The sequence below is a fragment of the Streptomyces sp. NPDC002809 genome, from assembly GCF_040295435.1.
In the GTDB taxonomy this organism is placed as follows: domain Bacteria; phylum Actinomycetota; class Actinomycetes; order Streptomycetales; family Streptomycetaceae; genus Streptomyces.
In genome coordinates this window covers 25,761-44,422 of sequence record NZ_JBEOVJ010000072.1, presented here as the reverse complement: position 1 = coordinate 44,422, position 18,662 = coordinate 25,761, and the positions used below count along the sequence as shown (strand labels likewise).

At 70.1% G+C, this 18,662-nt stretch carries 18 protein-coding genes; 8 read left to right on the top strand and 10 right to left on the bottom strand.

What is annotated here, in order from left to right:
- Positions 1 to 50: 50 nt before the first annotated feature.
- From ABT025_RS30765 to ABT025_RS30750, 4 genes are all read right to left on the bottom strand, one after another.
- Positions 51 to 1,175 carry a GuaB3 family IMP dehydrogenase-related protein gene (locus ABT025_RS30765; RefSeq protein WP_007453079.1) on the bottom strand — a complete coding sequence of 375 codons (1,125 nt, stop codon included), beginning with the start codon at positions 1,173 to 1,175 and terminating at the stop codon, positions 51 to 53.
- Between the two features lie 104 nt (positions 1,176 to 1,279).
- Complete coding sequence (gene guaB / locus ABT025_RS30760; protein ID WP_351001596.1) at positions 1,280 to 2,782, bottom strand: IMP dehydrogenase; 1,503 nt, start codon at positions 2,780 to 2,782, stop codon at positions 1,280 to 1,282.
- Positions 2,783 to 2,919: 137 nt separating this feature from the next.
- Positions 2,920 to 3,495, bottom strand: a complete 576-nt coding sequence (locus tag ABT025_RS30755) for a sigma-70 family RNA polymerase sigma factor (protein ID WP_148020273.1) — start codon at positions 3,493 to 3,495, stop codon at positions 2,920 to 2,922.
- Between the two features lie 321 nt (positions 3,496 to 3,816).
- Complete coding sequence (locus tag ABT025_RS30750; RefSeq protein ID WP_003948568.1) at positions 3,817 to 4,428, bottom strand: response regulator transcription factor; 612 nt, start codon at positions 4,426 to 4,428, stop codon at positions 3,817 to 3,819.
- Between the two features lie 411 nt (positions 4,429 to 4,839).
- Between ABT025_RS30750 and ABT025_RS30745 the strand changes: the two genes are divergently transcribed.
- A complete protein-coding gene (locus ABT025_RS30745; RefSeq protein WP_328895853.1) occupies positions 4,840 to 5,166 on the top strand; it encodes a WhiB family transcriptional regulator in 327 nt (108 codons plus the stop codon).
- A 129-nt stretch (positions 5,167 to 5,295) separates the two neighbouring features.
- On the opposite strand, the gene ABT025_RS30740 is transcribed toward ABT025_RS30745, so the two are convergent.
- Entirely contained in the window at positions 5,296 to 6,186 is an 891-nt protein-coding gene (locus tag ABT025_RS30740; RefSeq protein WP_351001593.1) for a LysR family transcriptional regulator, read from the bottom strand.
- Between the two features lie 104 nt (positions 6,187 to 6,290).
- On the opposite strand from ABT025_RS30740, the gene ABT025_RS30735 reads away from it, so the two are divergent.
- The gene (locus tag ABT025_RS30735) at positions 6,291 to 6,956 is read left to right on the top strand and encodes an MOSC domain-containing protein (protein ID WP_351001601.1); all 666 of its coding nucleotides are present in this window, start codon (positions 6,291 to 6,293) and stop codon (positions 6,954 to 6,956) included.
- A 57-nt stretch (positions 6,957 to 7,013) separates the two neighbouring features.
- The gene (locus ABT025_RS30730) at positions 7,014 to 7,787 is read left to right on the top strand and encodes an SDR family NAD(P)-dependent oxidoreductase (protein WP_351001591.1); all 774 of its coding nucleotides are present in this window, start codon (positions 7,014 to 7,016) and stop codon (positions 7,785 to 7,787) included.
- An 8-nt stretch (positions 7,788 to 7,795) separates the two neighbouring features.
- Here the strand turns inward: ABT025_RS30730 and ABT025_RS30725 are convergent, their stop codons facing one another.
- Positions 7,796 to 9,328, bottom strand: coding sequence for a right-handed parallel beta-helix repeat-containing protein (locus tag ABT025_RS30725; RefSeq protein WP_351001589.1), 1,533 nt, complete (start codon positions 9,326 to 9,328; stop codon positions 7,796 to 7,798).
- A gap of 214 nt (positions 9,329 to 9,542) precedes the next feature.
- Here ABT025_RS30725 and ABT025_RS30720 point away from each other — a divergent pair, with 214 nt between their 5' ends.
- The 5 genes from ABT025_RS30720 (at position 9,543) to ABT025_RS30700 (ending at position 14,900) form a co-directional block, all read left to right on the top strand.
- Positions 9,543 to 10,628, top strand: coding sequence for a substrate-binding domain-containing protein (locus ABT025_RS30720; RefSeq protein WP_351001587.1), 1,086 nt, complete (start codon positions 9,543 to 9,545; stop codon positions 10,626 to 10,628).
- 134 nt (positions 10,629 to 10,762) lie between these two features.
- Positions 10,763 to 12,091, top strand: coding sequence for an ABC transporter substrate-binding protein (locus tag ABT025_RS30715; RefSeq protein WP_351001585.1), 1,329 nt, complete (start codon positions 10,763 to 10,765; stop codon positions 12,089 to 12,091).
- A complete protein-coding gene (locus tag ABT025_RS30710) occupies positions 12,091 to 12,984 on the top strand; it encodes a carbohydrate ABC transporter permease (RefSeq protein WP_351001583.1) in 894 nt (297 codons plus the stop codon). Before ABT025_RS30715 ends, ABT025_RS30710 begins: the two co-directional genes overlap by 1 nt.
- Positions 12,981 to 13,835 (top strand): carbohydrate ABC transporter permease, encoded by an 855-nt coding sequence (locus ABT025_RS30705; protein ID WP_351001581.1) that lies wholly within the window; start codon positions 12,981 to 12,983, stop codon positions 13,833 to 13,835. Before ABT025_RS30710 ends, ABT025_RS30705 begins: the two co-directional genes overlap by 4 nt.
- 36 nt (positions 13,836 to 13,871) lie before the next feature.
- Positions 13,872 to 14,900: a hydroxyacid dehydrogenase gene (locus ABT025_RS30700; RefSeq protein ID WP_351001579.1), complete on the top strand. Its 1,029-nt coding sequence runs from the start codon at positions 13,872 to 13,874 to the stop codon at positions 14,898 to 14,900.
- Between the two features lie 82 nt (positions 14,901 to 14,982).
- On the opposite strand, the gene groL is transcribed toward ABT025_RS30700, so the two are convergent.
- The 4 genes from groL to ABT025_RS30680 form a co-directional block, all read right to left on the bottom strand.
- Positions 14,983 to 16,605 (bottom strand): chaperonin GroEL, encoded by a 1,623-nt coding sequence (gene groL / locus ABT025_RS30695; protein WP_351001577.1) that lies wholly within the window; start codon positions 16,603 to 16,605, stop codon positions 14,983 to 14,985.
- A 103-nt stretch (positions 16,606 to 16,708) separates the two neighbouring features.
- Positions 16,709 to 17,017 (bottom strand): co-chaperone GroES, encoded by a 309-nt coding sequence (gene groES, locus ABT025_RS30690; protein WP_024490209.1) that lies wholly within the window; start codon positions 17,015 to 17,017, stop codon positions 16,709 to 16,711.
- Positions 17,018 to 17,281: 264 nt separating this feature from the next.
- Positions 17,282 to 17,602 carry a hypothetical protein gene (locus ABT025_RS30685; protein WP_351001575.1) on the bottom strand — a complete coding sequence of 107 codons (321 nt, stop codon included), beginning with the start codon at positions 17,600 to 17,602 and terminating at the stop codon, positions 17,282 to 17,284.
- Complete coding sequence (locus tag ABT025_RS30680) at positions 17,599 to 18,615, bottom strand: polysaccharide deacetylase family protein (protein WP_502972067.1); 1,017 nt, start codon at positions 18,613 to 18,615, stop codon at positions 17,599 to 17,601. Before ABT025_RS30680 ends, ABT025_RS30685 begins: the two co-directional genes overlap by 4 nt.
- Positions 18,616 to 18,662: the final 47 nt, after the last annotated feature.

The window sequence follows — 18,662 nt, the reverse complement described above, 5'->3', positions numbered from 1 at the left end:
CGCCCCCGGACCGCTATGGAGTTCGGGTCCCTCCTGCGTGTGCGAAGAAGTCAGCGGCGGTGCTGCGAGTCCGCCACCGTGACCTCGACGCGCTGGAACTCCTTGAGGTCGCTGTACCCCGTCGTCGCCATCGCCCGGCGCAGCGCGCCGAAGATGTTCATCGAGCCGTCGGGGGTGTGCGAGGGACCGGTGAGGACCTCCTCCGTCGTGCCGACGGAGCCGAGGTCGACCAGCTTGCCGCGCGGCACGTCCTCGTGGACGGCCTCCATGCCCCAGTGGCGGCCACGGCCCGGCGCGTCCGTCGCGCGGGCGAGCGGGGAGCCCATCATCACGGCGTCCGCACCGCAGGCGATGGCCTTCGGCAGGTCGCCGGACCAGCCGACACCGCCGTCCGCGATCACGTGCACGTACCGGCCGCCGGACTCGTCCATGTAGTCACGGCGGGCACCGGCCACGTCGGCGACCGCGGTCGCCATCGGGACCTGGATGCCGAAGACGTTGCGCGTGGTGTGCGCCGCGCCGCCGCCGAAGCCGACGAGGACACCGGCCGCGCCCGTGCGCATCAGGTGCAGGGCCGCGGTGTACGTGGCGCAGCCGCCGACGATCACCGGGACGTCCAGCTCGTAGATGAACTGCTTCAGGTTGAGCGGCTCGGCCGCACCCGAGACGTGCTCGGCGGAGACCGTCGTACCGCGGATGACGAAGATGTCCACGCCCGCGTCGACGACTGCCTTGGAGAACTGGGCGGTGCGCTGCGGGGAGAGCGCGGCGGCGGTGACGACACCGGAGTCGCGCACCTCCTTGATGCGCTGCCCGATCAGCTCCTCCTGGATGGGGGCGGAGTAGATCTCCTGGAGCCGGCGGGTCGCGGACTCGACCGGCATCTCGGCGATCTCGTCGAGCAGCGGCTGCGGGTCGGCGTGCCGGGTCCACAGGCCTTCCAGGTTGAGCACGCCGAGGCCGCCGAGCTCACCGATGCGGATGGCGTGCTGCGGGGAGACGACGGAGTCCATGGGAGCGGCCAGGAACGGCAGCTCGAAGCGGTAGGCGTCGATCTGCCAGGCGATCGAGACCTCCTTCGGGTCGCGGGTCCGGCGGCTCGGGACGACGGCGATGTCGTCGAATGCGTAAGCCCGGCGGCCGCGCTTGCCGCGCCCGATCTCGATCTCAGTCACGATGTGTGGCCTTTCCCTCTACGTCTGCGCTGTCCAGTATCCCCGACACACACATGAGGGGCGGTCCCGGGAACCCCGGTCCGCCCCTCACCTGCACTGTTGCGTTACTTCCTGCTGTAGTTCGGCGCTTCGACCGTCATCTGGATGTCGTGCGGGTGGCTCTCCTTGAGACCCGCCGAGGTGATCCGCACGAAGCGGCCCTTGCTCTCCATCTCGTCGACCGAGGCGGCGCCCACGTACCCCATCGTCTGGCGCAGGCCGCCGACGAGCTGGTGCAGCACGTTGGCCAGCGGGCCGCGGTAGGGCACCTGGCCCTCGATGCCCTCGGGGACGAGCTTGTCGTCGGAGGACACCTCGGCCTGGAAGTAGCGGTCCTTCGAGTACGAGCGGCCCTGTCCGCGGGACTGCATCGCGCCCAGCGAACCCATGCCGCGGTACGACTTGAACTGCTTGCCGTTGATGAAGAGGAGCTCGCCCGGCGACTCCTCGCAACCCGCGAGGAGGGAGCCCAGCATCACGCTGTCGGCACCGGCGGCGAGCGCCTTGCCGATGTCGCCGGAGTACTGGAGGCCGCCGTCGCCGATGACCGGGACGCCCGCCGCACGGGCGGCCAGCGCGGCCTCGTAGATCGCGGTGACCTGCGGGACGCCGATGCCGGCGACCACACGCGTGGTGCAGATCGAACCGGGTCCGACGCCCACCTTCACGCCGTCCACGCCGGCGTCGACCAGGGCCTGGGCGCCGTCGCGCGTCGCGACGTTGCCGCCGATGACGTCCACGTTCACGGCCGACTTGATCTTCGCCATCCAGTTGAGGGCGTTGCTGTTGTGGCCGTGCGAGGTGTCGACGATCAGGAAGTCCACCCCGGCCCCGGCCAGCGCCTGGGCGCGGTCCAGCGCCTCCGGGCTGGCACCGACGGCCGCGCCGACGAGCAGGCGGCCCTCGCCGTCCTTGGCCGCGTTCGGGTACTGCTCGGCCTTCTTGAAGTCCTTGACCGTGATGAGGCCCTTGAGGATGCCCGCCTCGTCGACCAGCGGAAGCTTCTCGATCTTGTGGCGGCGCAGCAGCTCCATGGCGTCCACGCCGGAGATACCGACCCGGCCGGTGACCAGGGGCATCGGCGTCATGACCTCACGCACCTGGCGCGAGCGGTCCGACTCGAACGCCATGTCGCGGTTGGTGACGATGCCGAGCAGCTTGCCCGCCGCGTCGGTGACCGGTACGCCGCTGATGCGGAACTTGGCACAGAGCGCGTCGGCCTCGCCGAGCGTGGCGTCGGGGCTGACCGTGATCGGGTCGGTGACCATGCCGGACTCGGACCGCTTCACCAGGTCGACCTGGTTGACCTGGTCCTCGACCGAGAGATTGCGGTGCAGTACGCCGACGCCGCCCTGACGGGCCATGGCGATGGCCATACGGGCCTCGGTCACCTTGTCCATCGCGGCGGAGAGCAGCGGGATGTTCACCCGTACGTTCCGCGAGATGAGCGTCGAGGTGTCGACCGCGTTGGGCAGCACTTCAGATGCGCCCGGCAGCAGCAGCACGTCGTCGTATGTCAGCCCGAGCGTCGCGAATTTCTCGGGCACTCCGTCGACGTTTGCAGTCATGACACCTTCCCCAAATGGCCTTGATCGGTGCGGATGTCCATGCTAACGGCCTTCGGGGGTGTCTCATTCCATGAACAAGATCACCGGGAGGTTCTGTAGCTTCCTACGGCACCGATCCGCGGCACCGCAGGCCCGGCTCACTGCTCCGCGAGGGCCCGCAGCCGGCTGAGCGCACGGTGCTGGGCGACCCGGACGGCACCCGGCGACATGCCGAGCATCTGTCCGGTCTCCTCGGCGGTGAGCCCGACGGCGACCCGCAGGACCAGCAGCTCGCGCTGGTTCTCGGGAAGGTTGGCGAGGAGCTTCTTGGCCCAGGCGGCATCGCTGCTGAGGAGCGCCCGCTCCTCGGGCCCGAGCGAGTCGTCCGGCCGCTCCGGCATCTCGTCGGAGGGCACCGCGGTCGATCCCGGGTGCCGCATCGCGGCACGCTGGAGATCGGCCACCTTGTGGCCGGCGATGGCGAAGACGAAGGCTTCGAAGGGCCTGCCGGTGTCCTTGTACCGCGGCAGCGCCATCAGCACCGCGACACAGACCTCCTGCGCCAGGTCCTCCACGAAGTGACGGGCATCACCGGGCAGCCGGTTCAGCCGGGACCTGCAGTAGCGCAGCGCGAGGGGGTGGACATGGGCCAGCAGATCATGCGTGGCCTGCGCGTCGCCCTCGACGGCGCGATGCACCAGGGCACCGATCACCGTCGTTCCGTCCTCGCGCATCGAACCATGGTGCCCCGGCGCCGCGTCATCCGCGGCACCGCGTCCGTAGTTGTGCACTGAAGCGTTATGAGCGGGTGCGCCGGAAGTCATGTCCTGCGCCCTCCCCTTCCGCTCGACCGAATCGTTCCCGAGGAACTCCACGTCTCAAGGATGCGTCATCGGCCGGGAAGCGTCACATGCCGCCGGGCGGCGGGCTGCACGGGTGGGGTACGAGCAGGCCGCGTCCGGGGACACGACCCGGCTCCGCACCCCTCCCCCGAGGTCGCCCCGTCCGCCCGCGAGCGGACGGGGATGGATCGTGGGGCCGGTCACGGCCCGCCCTCAGCGGACCAGGCCCCAGCGGAAACCGAGCGCCACCGCGTGCGCGCGGTCCGAAGCGCCGAGCTTCTTGAACAGGCGCCTGGCGTGCGTCTTCACCGTGTCCTCCGAGAGGAACAGCTCACGGCCGATCTCCGCGTTGGAGCGGCCGTGACTCATGCCTTCGAGCACCTGGATCTCACGCGCCGTGAGCGTGGGCGCCGCGCCCATCTCGGCCGAGCGCAGCCGGCGCGGGGCGAGCCGCCACGTCGGATCGGCCAGGGCCTGGGTGACGGTCGCCCGGAGCTCCGCCCGGGAGGCGTCCTTGTGCAGATATCCGCGGGCCCCGGCGGCGACCGCGAGCGCGACCCCGTCCAGGTCCTCGGCGACGGTCAGCATGATGATCCGCGCCCCGGGGTCGGCGGAGAGCAGCCGTCGGACGGTCTCCACACCCCCCAGACCGGGCATGCGTACGTCCATGAGAATCAGATCCGAACGGTCGGCACCCCAGCGGCGGAGTACTTCCTCCCCGTTGGCCGCCGTCGTCACACGCTCGACGCCGGGCACGGTCGCGACCGCGCGACGGAGCGCTTCTCGGGCAAGCGGGGAATCATCGCAGACGAGAACGGATGTCATGACCGCCCTCCGCAGCTGATGCGCGTCACCTTGAGCCTCCAGGCTGTTACAAGTCGTCACCTGAGCGGTTGACGCTCTCGGACGTTTGCCCGATCGCTTTCTCTGTCAACCGCCTCCGCACTCCCAACGATGGTCACTCGAAAGAGTTACGGGTCGGAGGATGGAGTTCGGCACTCTACGTGAGGGGTCGGCCACGGAGGAGAGCGCCACGAGGTCGTCCAGCCCTCAACCGAACCTTCTCAGGAACTTATGCACCATTTAGCGGATTTTCTTCCCTTTTGCTGGTGTCTGTGACTAGATTCGCAATCAGTCATATTTACATCTACTAACACCGTAGATGTACGGTCATGGGCACGGTACGACGGACGACCACGACGTTTCCGACTCAGCATGGTTTCGAGGGGACAAGCAATGGCAGATTTCTCCCGCCTTCCCGGACCCAACGCCGATCTGTGGGACTGGCAGCTGCTGGCGGCCTGCCGAGGGGTCGACAGCTCACTGTTCTTCCACCCCGAGGGGGAACGCGGAGCCGCCAGGAGCGCCCGCGAGACCTCCGCGAAAGAGGTCTGCATGCGATGCCCGGTACGCGCCGAGTGCGCAGCCCACGCCCTGGCGGTACGCGAGCCCTACGGAGTGTGGGGCGGACTGACGGAGGACGAGCGCGAAGAGCTCATGGGCCGGGCCCGCAACCGGCTGATCTCCGCGGCGGCACCCTCGTTCCCGCCCGGGCACGGCTGAGCCCCACCGCGCGCCACAAGGGAAGAAACGTTTCTCCACTCGGGTCGGGGTCGCATGCCCCTCTCCGCTCGGGCACCCGCGGGCGCGCACTCCTTGCCCGCTCGGGCCCGCGGGCCCGCCGCGGACCGCTCAGCGGGCCGCCGCATGCGACAGCTGGTCCAGGGTGGCCGCCACGGCCGGGACCTGCGCCAGGTCGGGCAGGGTCAGTGCGACGATCTCGCGCTCGATGGCCGGCTCCACCGTGACGGTCCGGGCACCCCTGGGGCGTACCGACTCGATCGCCAGCGCCGGCAGGACGGCCACCCCGAGACCCGCGCCGACCAGGCCGATCACCGCCGGGTAGTCATCGGTCGCGAAGTCGATCCGCGGGGTGAAGCCGGACGCCTCGCAGACCTCCACCAGCTGCCGGCGGCAGCGCGGGCAGCCGGCGATCCACGGCTCTCCCGCGAGTTCGCCGATGCCCACCTCGGCCCGGTCCGCGAGCTCGTGGCCTTCGGGGACCAGTCCGATCAGCCGGTCGGTGAGCAGGGGACGCACCACCAGGTCGTCCCACTCCGCGCCCGGCGTGCCGTACCGGAAGGCCAGCGCGATGTCGCAGTCGCCGTCGCGCAGCATCTCCACCGAGCGGGGCGGCTCCGCCTCGACCAGGGAGACCCTGGTGCCGGGATGGGCGGCCCGGAGCGCGGCGAGGGCGCCCGGGACCAGGGTGGAGCTGCCGCTGGGGAAAGAGACGAGCCGGACCCGGCCGGCCCGCAGCCCGGCGATCGCGGCGACCTCCTCCTCGGCGGCGGTGAGCCCGGCGAGGATGCCGGAGGCATGGCGCACGAGCGCCTCACCGGCCTGCGTCAGCCGCATCTCGCGTCCGGTGCGGATGAGCAGCGTGGTGCCCGCCGAGGACTCCAGCGCCTTCATCTGCTGGCTCACGGCGGGCTGGGTGCAGCCAAGCTCGCGGGCGGCGGCGGAGAAGGAGCCGGTACCGGCCACGGCGCGCAGGACTCGGAGATGACGGGCTTCGATCACTCTTCGAATATAAGGGATTCTTGGGTCATGGGCGAATTACTGGCGTGCAACTTTGAGGTGTGCGGCTCCGAGCCGGGAGTCGCTAGCGTTCGGGCATGACTGCGATGACTGTGCTGACCGTGAACGCGGGCCGCCCCGTGGCGGCGTCCTACACCGACGCCCCGGGCGGCATGACCGGGATCGACAAGCGCCCCGTCGAGGGGCTCGTGCGGGTCTGCGACCCGGGTCCCGAGGGTGAGGGCGGCAGCGGCCTGGCCGGGGACACGGTCTGCGACCTGCGCCATCACGGCGGCTCGCACCAGGCCGTGTACGCCTTCGCCCGCGAGGAGCTCGACGCGTGGGAGCGGGAGCTGGGGCGCCCGCTGCCCAACGGCTCCTTCGGCGAGAACCTGACCACGGGCGGTGTGACGGTCAGCGGCGCACTGATAGGCGAGCGCTGGCGGATCGGTGCCGAGCTGGTCCTCGAGGTCACCTCCGGCCGGATTCCGTGCCGTACGTTCGCGGGCCACCTCGACGAGGAGCGCTGGGTCAAGCGGTTCACGCAGGCCGCCGTGCCCGGCGCGTACCTCCGCGTGATCACGCCGGGGAGCATCCGGGCCGGCGACCCGGTCGAGATCGTGCACCGGCCCGACCACGAGGTGACGGTGGAACTGCAGTTCCGGGCCGTCACCACCCGGCGCGAGCTGCTGCCGCTGCTGCTTCCGGCAGGCGACGCCCTGCACCCCGGGGCGATGCGGAAGGCGCGCGCGCACGTGGCCCGTCAGGGATGAGCGGGGAGCGGCGGGCGGGTCGTCCGGTGGTGTGCGCCGGGCACTAACGTGCCGCGTATGACGACTGCACTGATTACGGGCGCGACCGCGGGTATCGGGGCCGCCTTCGCGCGGCGGCTCGCGGCCGAGGGACACAACCTCGTCCTGGTGGCCCGCGACACCGACCGGCTGCGGGAACAGGCCACCGAGCTGCACGACCGGCATGGCATCGAGGCCGAGGTGCTGACCGCGGACCTGTCCCTGGACGACGGGATCGCCGCCGTCGAGGCCCGGCTGGCCGACCGCAAGGAGTCGGTCGACCTCCTGGTCAACAACGCCGGGTTCGGCAACAAGGGCCACTTCCTCGACGTACCCATGGCGGACGAACTGGCGATGCTGAAGGTGCACTGCGAGGCGGTCCTGCGACTGACCTCCGCGGCCGCGGCCGGCATGAAGGAGCGGGGCAGGGGCGGCATCGTGAACGTGGCCTCCGTGGCGGCGTTCGTGCCGCGCGGTACGTACGGGGCGTCCAAGGCGTGGGTCGTGCAGTTCACCCAGGGCGCGGCGAAGGACCTGGCCGGTTCGGGCGTGCGGCTGATGGCGCTCTGCCCCGGCTTCGTACGGACGGAGTTCCACCAGCGGGCCGGGATGGGCACGGGCAACATCCCGGGCTGGATGTGGCTCGACGCCGACAAGCTGGTGGCCACGGCCCTGGCGGACCTGGCGCGCGGCAAGTCGGTCTCGGTTCCGGACGCGCGGTACAAGGCGCTGATGGGTCTGGTGAAGGTGACGCCGCGCGGCCTGCTCGGAGGGGTCACCTCCAAGACAGGCCGCAAGTACGGGCCCCAGTGAGCGGCGGGTTACCGCACCCCGCGGCCCTCGTAGGCGCCGATGTTGGGGGCGCCGGGCTTCAGGCGGTTGCCGAAGTAGTCCTTGCCGCCGTTGTCCTCGATGACGGCTCCGGCGGCGAGGGCGGGCGAGCCCGTGCCGAGCCGGAAGTCGTCCCGCAGCTTCGGGTCGGCCGTGGTGCCGCCGGGGTCCGGGCGCGTCATGTCGATGCCGTAAAAGGCGTTGTGGTCGAAGGAGAGCCCGGGGGTCGGGTTCTTGAAGGCGTAGCCGCCGGTGCCTTCGCTGACGAAGACGTTGTTGCGGACGGACAGTTCGTGCTGGGTGGTGGCGGGGCTGCCGGCATCGTCCTGGACGAGGTACCCGGGGATCTGCTCCTTGTTGCGGAAGGTGTTGTTGTAGATCTCGGTGCCCAGGATCGGGCCCCAGCAGTTCTGGATCAGGCGGGCGCCGTCGTCGCGGCTGACGTTGTAGCGGGCTACCGTGCCGATGGTCTTCGCGCCGCTGTAGGGGCAGATCAGCAGGAAGCCGCCCTTGTTGTCGTGGCTGTAGTTGTACTGGAAGACGGTGTTCCGCGAGGCGCCGTCGGCGTCGAAGGACATGCCGTCATGGGTGTTGCCGCCGCCGGAGACCTCGTTGTACTCGACGGTCGTGTCGTCGGTGTTGAACGTCCAGATGCCCGCGTTGGCGGAGGGCGAGCGGAGCTGGAAGCCGTCGACGCGGTTGTGGTCGACGCGGGCTCCGCTGGTGGTGTCGAGCTTCATGCCGTCCCCGGCCAGGGACTTCAGCGTGTTGTGGTGGACACGGACGCCGGTGCTGGGCGTCCACTCCCCCGGGTAGACGTTCGGATCCTGCTGCCCGCCGACCAGATCGCGTTTGGAGAAGGTCGACTTGAAGTAGACGCCCTCGCGGTCGACGTCCTCGATGCGGTTGTGGCCGATGTCCAGGCCGTCGTACCAGCTGGCCTTCGCCGTGCCCTCGACTGCGATGTGGATGGCGCTGGAGCCGGACACGGTCTTGTGGTCGCCGCCGCGTACGTCGTGGATGTAGAGGCCGCTGATGTCGAAGCCCCGGGCGACGCCGTAGTCGGTCAGGCGCAGGCGGACGCCGTTGCGCTCGCTGCCGGGGCTGTCGGCGTTGGTGATCTCCAGGGCCCTGAGGTGTACGTACTGCGTGTTGGAGAGCAGGACGGTGTCGTGGGCGCCGGCTCCGTCGAGCCTGGCCCGGGCAGGTCCGTTGCCGTAGTCGGCGATGGTGAACGGGGCGCGGGCGGAGCCGGTGCCCGTGGGGGCGAGGGTGCCGGTGCAGACGGCGCCGCGCCTGAAGAGCAGCCTGTCGCCGGGCCCGTAGGGGTGTGCGTTGGCTTCGGCGAGGGTGGTCCAGGGATGCCGCCTGCTGCCGGTGGCCCCTTCCGGGGCGGCGCCGCAGTCGACGTGGAAGGTGCGGCCGGCGGGTGCGGCCGCCTGCGCGGCGCCCGGTCCTGCGAAGGCCGGACCGGCGGCGGCGGTCAGGGCCGCGAGCGCCGCGGCGGTGACGCGATGTCTCACAATTCCTCCGTACGAACAGTCAAGGTCGGGGCGGGCCGGGAACGGCCTGATCGGCATCGCCGGGAATCCTGGACTTGGATTGATCGAACGTCAATGCATCGCGTTTGAATGATCGAAACTCCCATCGTTCGATCACGTTGGTCTAGGGTCGGACATCGGCTCCGGCACCGGCCGGGCCAGGGGCCGGGCCACACACTGCGAGGGGACTGCCGCCGTGCGCGAAAGTGCTGCTGAACGTCATGACCGCCTGCTCGGGCTGGTACGGGACCGGGGCTCCGCCCGGGTGTCGGACCTGGCATCGCAGCTGGGGGTCTCGCCCGTCACGGTGCGCCGGGACGTCGAGGACCTGGCAGGCCGCGGCCTGCTCGACCGGGTCCACGGTTCGGTGTCCTGGCCCCAGGACACCGCCCCCGCCGCGGGGCCCGGCGGCGCGGGCAGCGGCCTGGTCCTCGGCATGCTCGCGCCCTCCGCGACCTACTACTTCGCCGAGGTCATCCGGGGTGCCCACGAAGCCGCCGCACGGGCGGGGGCCCGGCTGATCCTGCGGATCTCCGACTACCGGCCCCAGGAGGACCAGGCCCGTACCGAGGGGCTGCTCTCCGCGGGCGCCGAGGGCCTGCTGGTCGCGCCGGGCTGGCAGCATCCGGGCGACCCGTCGGCGTTCGGCGACTGGATCGGCTCACTGCCCGTCCCGACCGTCCTGCTGGAGCGCAGGCCCGCCGCCGGCTCACCCCTGGACGCCTTGGACCGGGTCTGCTCGGACCACGCGCACGGGGTGCTGCTGGCCGTGCGCCATCTGGTGGACCTCGGGCACGGGGCGCCCCTGCTGATGGCCCGGGCGGACTCCCCGACCGCCCTCGCGGTGCGCTCCGGATACGCGGAGGCGCTGACCGTGCTCGGGCTGCGCCCCCCGCAGGACGTGATCGATTCCGTACCGGCCGAACTGGCCCCGGAGGCCTTCGAGCAGGCCGTGCAGGCGCTGCGCGAGGCGGTCCGGTCGGGGGTGGCGACGGCGGCGCTGATCCACAACGACGTCGACGCGATCCAGGTGGTCCAGCGCCTGGCGGAGCTGGACGTACGGGTCCCGGAGGACCTGGCGCTGATCGCGTACGACGACGAGGTGGCGGCCCTCGCGGACACCCCGCTCACCGCCGTGGCCCCGCCCAAGCGCGAGGTGGGCCGCCACGCGACGGAGCTGCTGGTGGAGCGGCTGGGCCAGGACGCCGGCGCCCCCCGGCGGCACTTGACACTGCTCCCGCAGCTGCGGGTCAGGGACTCCTGCGGGGCGCCCCTCCTGTAGCCGTCCCCGACGGTTCCGTACGCAACTCTTTTGATCTTTTTTCGATCAATCGCTCTTTCGCTCTTGACTTCGGTCACAGCTGGTTCAAGGATCACGGCCAACGCCAATGTCGCCGTCTGTTCAGGAGCCTCGCTGTGAGCCGCAGTTCGAGCAGAACGTCCCTCGCCGTAGTCGGCGCCGCCACCGCCCTCGCCGTTCTCACGGCCTGTGGCGGCAGCGGAGACGACAGTTCCGCCGCCGGAAGTGACGGCAAGCCCGTCAGCATCACCTTCTGGGGCTGGACCAAGGGATCCAAGGAGGTCGTTGACGCGTTCAACGCCTCGCACACGAACATCAAGGTGGTGTACGAGGAGATCCCGTCCGGCAACGCGGGCGGCTACGCCAAGATCTCCAACGCCGTGAAGGCGGGCAACGCCCCCGACCTCGTCTCCATCGAGTACCCGCAGCTTCCGGAGTACGTCAGCCAGGGCGCCCTCCAGGACATCGGCCAGTACTTCACCGAGGACATCAGGAAGAAGCTGCTGCCCCAGGCGGTGGAGCTGACGACACTCGGCGGCAAGAACTGGGCCGTCCCCTTCGACGCCTCGCCGCAGTCCTTCTACTACCGCAAGGACCTGTTCCAGAAGTACGGCGTCGAGGTCCCCAAGACCTGGGAGGACTTCCGCAAGGCCGCGGAGAAGGTCCGGAAGGCCGACAAGAAGGCCCGGATCGGCACGTTCTTCCCGGACGACCCGACCACCTTCCAGGCGATGGCCTGGCAGGCCGGCGCCCAATGGTACAAGCCCGAGGGCGACACCTGGAAGGTCGACACCACCGACGCGGCCACCAACAAGGTCGCCGACTACTGGCAGGGCCTGCTCGACGACGACCTGATCCGCGCCAACGCCTCGTTCAGCCCCGAGTGGACCAACTCCCTCAAGAACGGCGGCACCGTCGGCTACCTCGGCGCGGCCTGGGGCGCCGGCGTCCTCAAGGGCACCCTGCCCGAGCAGAGCGGCAAGTGGGCCGTCGCCCCGATGCCCAGCTGGGACGGCACACCGGCCAGCGGGATGCTCGGCGGCTCCACCTTCGCGGTGACGAAGGACAGCAAGAAGGCCGGGGCGGCGGTCGAGTTCGCCACCTGGATGTCGACCACCCCGGAAGGCATCAAGGCCCGCATCGAGTCCGGCACATCGAGCGCCTTCCCGGCCGCGGCGTCCCTGCGCCCCGTCGCGAAGAAGGCGTTCGACGCGGACTTCTACGGCGGCGAGGACATCTACCAGGTGTTCGAGGACGCCGCGACGTCCATCGGCCCGAACTGGAACTGGGGCCCGACGACCGGCACCACGAACACCACGATGAAGGACCGGTTCGGCAAGGTCGCAAGCGGCGGAACCACCATCAAGGACGCCGTGAAGGCCGGGCACGACGCCACCGTCGCCGAGCTGAAGAAGCGCGGTCTGAAGGTCGAGGACGCAGGCTGATGAAGCACGCCCGGACCACCAGAGCCGCCGCCATCCTGCTGGGGCCCTTCTTCGTACTGTTCACGCTGGCCATGGTGCTGCCGATCGGATACGCGGTCTGGCTCAGCCTGTTCACCGAGAAACAGTCCGGCCTGGGCTTCGGCGGCACCGAGACCGTCTTCAGCGGACTCGACAACTACACGGCGGCCCTGGGCGACCGGGCGTTCCGCGAGGGCTTCGGCGTACTCCTCGGATACTGCCTCTTCTACATCCCGCTGCTCCTCGTCGGAGCCCTCGCCCTCGCGCTGCTGCTGGACTCCACGCTGGCCCGCGCCCGCCGGTTCTTCCAGCTCGCACTGTTCCTGCCGCACGCCGTGCCCGGCATCATCGCCGCACTGATCTGGGTGTACCTCTACACACCGCAGCTCAGCCCGGTGGTCGGCGCCATGGAGTCCGGCGGCATCGGATTCGACTTCTTCTCGCCCGAAGGGGCCCTGCCCTCCGTCGTCAACATCGCGCTGTGGGAGTGGCTCGGCTACAACATGGTGATCTTCTACGCCGCGTTGCAGGCCATCGACCGCTCCGTACTCGAAGCGGCCACCGTCGACGGGGCCGGCGCCTGGCGGATCGCGGTCGGCATCAAGGTCCCGCTGATCCGCGCGTCCGTCGTGATGGTCGCGCTGTTCACCGTCATCGGCTCGCTCCAGCTGTTCACCGAGCCGCTGATCCTCAACAAGGGAACCGGCTCCGCCGTCACCTCCACCTGGACGCCGAACATGTACGCGTACACCGCGGCCTTCGAGCGCAACGACTACGGGCTCGCAGCGGCCGCCTCCATCCTGCTGGCGCTCACGGCCGCGCTGCTGTCCTTCGTCGTCACCCGTTTCACCGGCCGGAAGGGCAAGAAAGCATGAGTTCCCCCGCGTCCCGCGGCCGCTGGATGTCGAAGACCGCGGTCAACGGCTTCCTCCTGCTCGCCGTCGTCTACATGCTCTTCCCGCTCGTCTGGCTGGTCACCGCCGCCACGAAGGACACCGGCGATCTGCTCGCCGGCAACGCGTTCTCCTTCGACGGCTTCAACCTCGGCGAGAACCTGTCGAACCTGGCCTCGTACGGCGACGGCATCTACTTCCGCTGGTACCTCAACAGCCTTCTGTACGCGGGCGGCGGGGCGATCGTCTGCTCGCTGATCTGCGTCGCCGCGGGATACGCCTTCGACAAGTACGAATTCCGGGGCAAGGAGAACCTGTTCGGCCTGGTGCTGATGGGTGTGCTCGTCCCCACCACCGCGCTCGCCCTGCCGATGTATCTGCTGGCGTCCAAGGTCGGACTGGTCAACACGTACTGGTCGGTGCTGATCCCGGTGCTCGTCAACCCGTTCGGCGTGTATCTCGCGCGGGTGTTCTGCTCGGGCTACATACCGAACGAGGCGCTGGAGGCCGCCCGTATCGACGGGGCCGGTGAACTGCGCATCTTCTGGTCCGTCGGTCTGCCGATGGTCATGCCCGGCTTCGTGACCGTCTTCCTCTTCCAGTTCACCGCGATCTGGAACAACTTCTTCCTCCCCCTCGTGATGCTCTCGGACCGCAAGCTCTTCCCGCTGAGCCTCGGTCTGTACTCGTGGAACACCAACACCCATGGCGAGCCGAGCTTCTACCCCCTCGTCGTCACCGGCTCCCTCCTCGCCGTCATCCCGTTGATCGTCGCCTTCGTCTCCCTGCAGCGGCACTGGAAGGCGGGACTGACCGCCGGAAGCGTCAAGTGACCGTCCACGCGAGCCCCGAGGAGTACGAGTTCCACCATGCAGCACGCCACTGACAACCGGCCCCGTGCCCTGCTCGCGATGGGCCCCGGCATCGCAGGACGCCTCCTCGCCGAACGCCACCACACCCGGCTGGCCGCCCTCACCCGTACGGACACGCGTCTCGTCGCCCATGACCTGGCCGATCCGACGCCCGAGGTGGCGGCCGCGCTCGCCGAAGCCGATGTGCTCCTCACCTGCTGGGGCGCGACGCCGCTCACCGCACCGGTGCTGGCCGCCGCCCCGCGGCTGCGGGCGGTGGTGCACGCGGCCGGTTCCGTCAAGCACCACATCACCGACGCCTGCTGGGAGCGGGGCATCGCCGTCACCTCGGCGGCCGCGGCCAACGCGCTGCCGGTGGCCGAGTTCACCCTCGCCGCGATCCTCTTCGCGGGCAAGCGGGTCCTGGGCTCCGCGCAGCGCTACCGCGCCCTGCGGACAAAGCACGACTGGCTCCACGAGCTGGACGGCACCGGCAACTACCGCCGCACGGTGGGGATCGTCGGCGCCTCCCGGATCGGCCGTCGGGTGATCGAGCTGCTGCGCCCCTTCGATCTCGACGTCCTGCTGTACGACCCGTACGTCAGCGAGGAAGGGGCGGCGCGGCTCGGTGCCCGCCTCACCACGCTCGACGAACTGTGCGCGAGCAGCTCCGTCGTCTCGGTGCACGCCCCGCAACTGCCCGAGACGCACCATCTCATCGGCGCCGCCCAGCTGGCGGCGATGCCGGCGGGCGCGACGCTGATCAACACGGCGCGCGGGTCGCTGGTCGACGAGGACGCGCTGCTCCCCGAGCTGACGAGCGGGCGGCTGCACGCGGTCCTGGACGTGACGGACCCCGACCTGCCCCGGGCGTCCTCACCGCTGTACGACCTGCCGAACGTGCTGCTGACCCCGCATGTCGCGGGGTCGCTGGGCAACGAGCTGCACAGGATGGCGGACCAGGCCCTGGACGAACTGGAGCGCTTCGCGGCCGGCCTGCCGTTCGCGGACCCGGTGCACGGGGAGGGGCTGTCCCGCTCGGCGTGACCCTCCCCGGGGCCGGACACGCAAGAGGCCCGGTATCCTCTCGGGGATACCGGGCCTCACCGCTTGCGCGGAAAGCTACACGCTAGTGCGAGTGACCGTGGCTGTGACCGGCCTCGGCCTCTTCCTCGGCCGGCTTCTCGACGACCAGGGTCTCGGTCGTGAGCAGCAGCGACGCGATGGACGCGGCGTTCTCCAGCGCGGAGCGGGTGACCTTGACCGGGTCGATGACGCCGGCCTTCACCAGGTCGCCGTACTCGCCGGTCGCGGCGTTGAAGCCCTGACCCTTGTCGAGGTCGGCGACCTTCGAGGTGATGACGTAGCCCTCGAGGCCCGCGTTCTCCGCGATCCAGCGGAGCGGCTCGACGGCGGCGCGGCGCACGACCGCGACACCGGTGGCCTCGTCGCCGGTCTTGCCGAGGTTGCCCTCGAGGACCTTGACGGCGTGGACCAGAGCGGAGCCACCACCGGAGACGATGCCCTCCTCGACCGCGGCGCGGGTCGCGGAGATGGCGTCCTCCAGACGGTGCTTCTTCTCCTTGAGCTCCACCTCGGTGGCAGCACCGACGCGGATCACGCAGACACCGCCGGCCAGCTTCGCCAGGCGCTCCTGGAGCTTCTCGCGGTCCCAGTCCGAGTCCGTGGACTCGATCTCGGCCTTGATCTGGTTGACGCGGCCGGCGACCTCGTCGGACTTGCCGCCACCGTCGACGATGGTGGTGTCGTCCTTGGAGACGGTCACGCGGCGGGCGGTGCCCAGCACGTCCAGACCGGCCTGGTCGAGCTTGAGGCCGACCTCCTCGGCGATGACGGTCGCACCGGTGAGGGTGGCGATGTCGCCGAGCATGGCCTTGCGGCGGTCACCGAAGCCCGGGGCCTTCACCGCGACGGCGTTGAAGGTGCCACGGATCTTGTTGACGACCAGGGTCGACAGGGCCTCGCCCTCGACGTCCTCGGCGATGATCAGCAGCGGCTTGGACGCACCGGCCTGGATGACCTTCTCCAGGAGCGGCAGCAGCTCCTGGATCGAGCCGATCTTGCCCTGGTGGATCAGGATGTACGGGTCGTCGAGGACGGCCTCCATACGCTCCTGGTCGGTCACCATGTACGGGGACAGGTAGCCCTTGTCGAAGGCCATGCCCTCGGTGAAGTCGAGGTCCAGACCGAAGGTGTTGGACTCCTCGACGGTGATGACACCGTCCTTGCCGACCTTGTCCATCGCGTCCGCGATGAGCTCGCCGACCTGGGTGTCCTGCGCGGAGAGCGCGGCCACGGCGGCGATGTCGGACTTGTCCTCGATCGGGCGGGCGGTCGCGAGGAGCTCCTCGGACACGGCCTTGACCGCGGCGTCGATGCCCTTCTTCAGGGCGGCCGGGGACGCGCCCGCGGCCACGTTGCGCAGGCCCTCGCGGACGAGCGCCTGGGCCAGGACGGTGGCGGTGGTCGTACCGTCACCGGCTACGTCGTTGGTCTTGGTCGCCACCTCCTTCACCAGCTGGGCACCGAGGTTCTCGTACGGGTCGTCCAGCTCGACCTCGCGCGCGATGGTGACACCGTCGTTGGTGATGGTGGGCGCACCGAACTTCTTGTCGATGACGACGTTGCGGCCCTTGGGGCCGATCGTCACCTTGACCGTGTCGGCAAGCTTGTTGACGCCGCGCTCGAGGGCGCGACGGGCGTCCTCGTCGAACTTCAGGATCTTCGCCATGGAGCTGAACTGTCCTCTCAGAACAAGAACTGCGCCCCTCGCCGCCCGGCTAGTTATTTCGCAGGGGGCCAGGGGCGCAGAACAGAAGCAAACGTTAAGTGAATTACTTCTCGATGATCGCGAGCACGTCGCGAGCCGAGAGGACGAGGTACTCCTCGCCGTTGTACTTCACCTCGGTGCCGCCGTACTTGCTGTACAGGACGACATCGCCGGTCTTGACGTCGAGCGGAAGGCGCTCGCCGTTCTCGAAGCGGCCCGGGCCCACGGCCAGGACGACGCCCTCCTGGGGCTTCTCCTTGGCGGTGTCGGGAATGACCAGGCCGGAGGCCGTGGTCTGCTCGGCGTCGAGCGGCTGGACCACAATGCGGTCCTCGAGCGGCTTGATCGCAACCTTGGTGCTGGTCGACACGATCCGGTCTCCCCCTTCGGAGATCTCACGGGGTTATCAGTCTTTGGGTGGCGACCAGGTGGGCCCGTCGTCGCGGGTGCCGGACCTGCCGGTCGCACAGTACTGCTGGCACTCTCCAGTGGGGAGTGCCAGCACTGAGACTATGACCGCGATTAGCACTCGGTCAAGCGGAGTGCCAATTCACGCCCCTCGTGGCGTCCGGCCGCCCCCCGCCGGAACCCGTCCGGCACAGGGAGAACGCCGCAGGCACCCGGACCGTTCCGCACGTCAGGTGCGCCGGCACCCCGCATCCGCGGCCGCCCCGCCGCGCGGCCCCGACCGCTCCGGCCACCAGCGGACCGGCGGGCGCGTCCGGTCTCCCCCGGCCGCCGCGGGGCGGCCGCAGGCGACGACGACCATCGCCCCCGGCGCCCCGTGATCACCGCGCACCGCCGCGGGCCGCACCTCCGCGGCGCTCGGCGACGGGTTCACCCGCTGCGCCGCCTTCCGGCCCAGCCGCTCGATCGGGTCCACCGACTGCGCGCAGCCGGCGGTCAGGAGCGCACCGGCGGTCAGCAGTCCGGCCAGCAGCCGGTGCGCCCTTCTCATACGTAGTCCTCCAGCCGGGCCACCGCGTAACCCTTGTCCGTGACGACCTTCATGACGGACCGGATCAGGTCGGGCATGCTGCCCTTCCAGTCCTTCTTGCCGCGGAAGTGGGTGAGGATGATGTCGCCGGGGTGCAGGTCCTGGTCCTCCTCGCGCCACTCCATGTGGTCGGGGAACGCCTCGGCCGCCCACAGGGGCACGGCCGTGATGCCGCAGGACTTGGCGATCCGCAGGGTGTCGCCGTTGTAGTTGCCGTACGGCGGCCGGAAGAGCCGGGGGCGCTCGCCGTACTGCTGCTCGATGATGTCCTGCTGGTCGCAGATCTCCCGCTTCTGCTCCTCGTGGGAGAGGCCCGGCATGTAGCGGTGGTTCAGCGTGTGGTTGCCGAGGACGACACCGCGGGCCTGGGCCTCCTTGAAGTACCCGTAGTCGTCGCGCACCAGGTAGTCGCTGAGGAAGGCGCTGTACGGGATGTTCAGCTCCGACATCATCCGCAGCAGCTCGGGGTCCTTGTCGTCCCCGTCGTCCATCGTCAGGAAGACGACCTTCTCCTTGGTGGGGACCGTGGTGAAGACCGGCGGCAGCGAGGCGTCGCCGCCCTCGACCTCGAAGCCCTTGCGGGTGGCGAGGTGCGGCTTCGCGGCGGGCGGCGCCGGCGGAGCCAGCGGGGTGCTCGCCAGGCCCCACTTCTTGGCGGCGACGGCCCGTGCGGCCTGAGCGCGGCGCACCTTCTCGGCCCGGGCAGCGGCGGAGCCCGCCACCCCTGCCGGGGGGCCGCCCTGCTGCCCGGCCCGGGCGGCGGCCGCGCGGGCCGGATCGGCCGGGGCACGATCGCCGGTCTCGGCCGCACAGCCCGACCCGACGGCGGCGACCAGGAGCGCGGCGAGGACCGCGTAGCCCGGCCGGCGCCGCAGGTGTCCCTGCCCGCGCCGCTTCCGCCCCTGCCCGTCCGACACCGCACCCGGTCTGCGCCTCTTCATGTCAAATTCTTCCTTTTGTCGTACTGGCTGCATGGCGCCGCATCCTGCCAGCCCGGGGTCGGGCATCCGGCCCGACACAG